Here is a 281-nt window from a genome sequence, read left to right as displayed (position 1 = left end):
CTTCCACCTCCGCCGGTCCATCCAGGTTTTCCACCTGATCTTTGTAAAATACATCCACGTCCCAGGCGTTCCAACGGTTCGGGTAATCCTTGTGAATCTGCAGCAGGTTCCCCTGCCCGCCATCGGCAATGACCTGACGCAGGTTTTCAAGGTCGAGCATGCCTGTGACCAGCCCTCTGGAGTCAATCTTGACCTCGAGCAGGCCGTTATTGAGGACATAGCCGTCACCTCCGGCGACCACACGGGTCGGGGACACTCCCTCAGGAAGTCCCGGGTCGGCC

Annotated in this window: 1 protein-coding gene; it reads right to left on the bottom strand. The window is 59.1% G+C overall.

What is annotated here, in order from left to right; genetic code table 11:
* The coding region (locus HW115_RS19620) for a glycoside hydrolase family 38 C-terminal domain-containing protein (RefSeq protein ID WP_178935366.1) at positions 1-281 on the bottom strand (281 nt) is incomplete at both ends.

The sequence above is a fragment of the Oceaniferula marina genome (assembly GCF_013391475.1).
Classification (GTDB): Bacteria; Verrucomicrobiota; Verrucomicrobiia; order Verrucomicrobiales; family Akkermansiaceae; genus Oceaniferula; species Oceaniferula marina.
The sequence above is the reverse complement of the archived record's forward strand: the minus strand, read 5'-3'. Positions and strand labels throughout refer to the sequence as shown.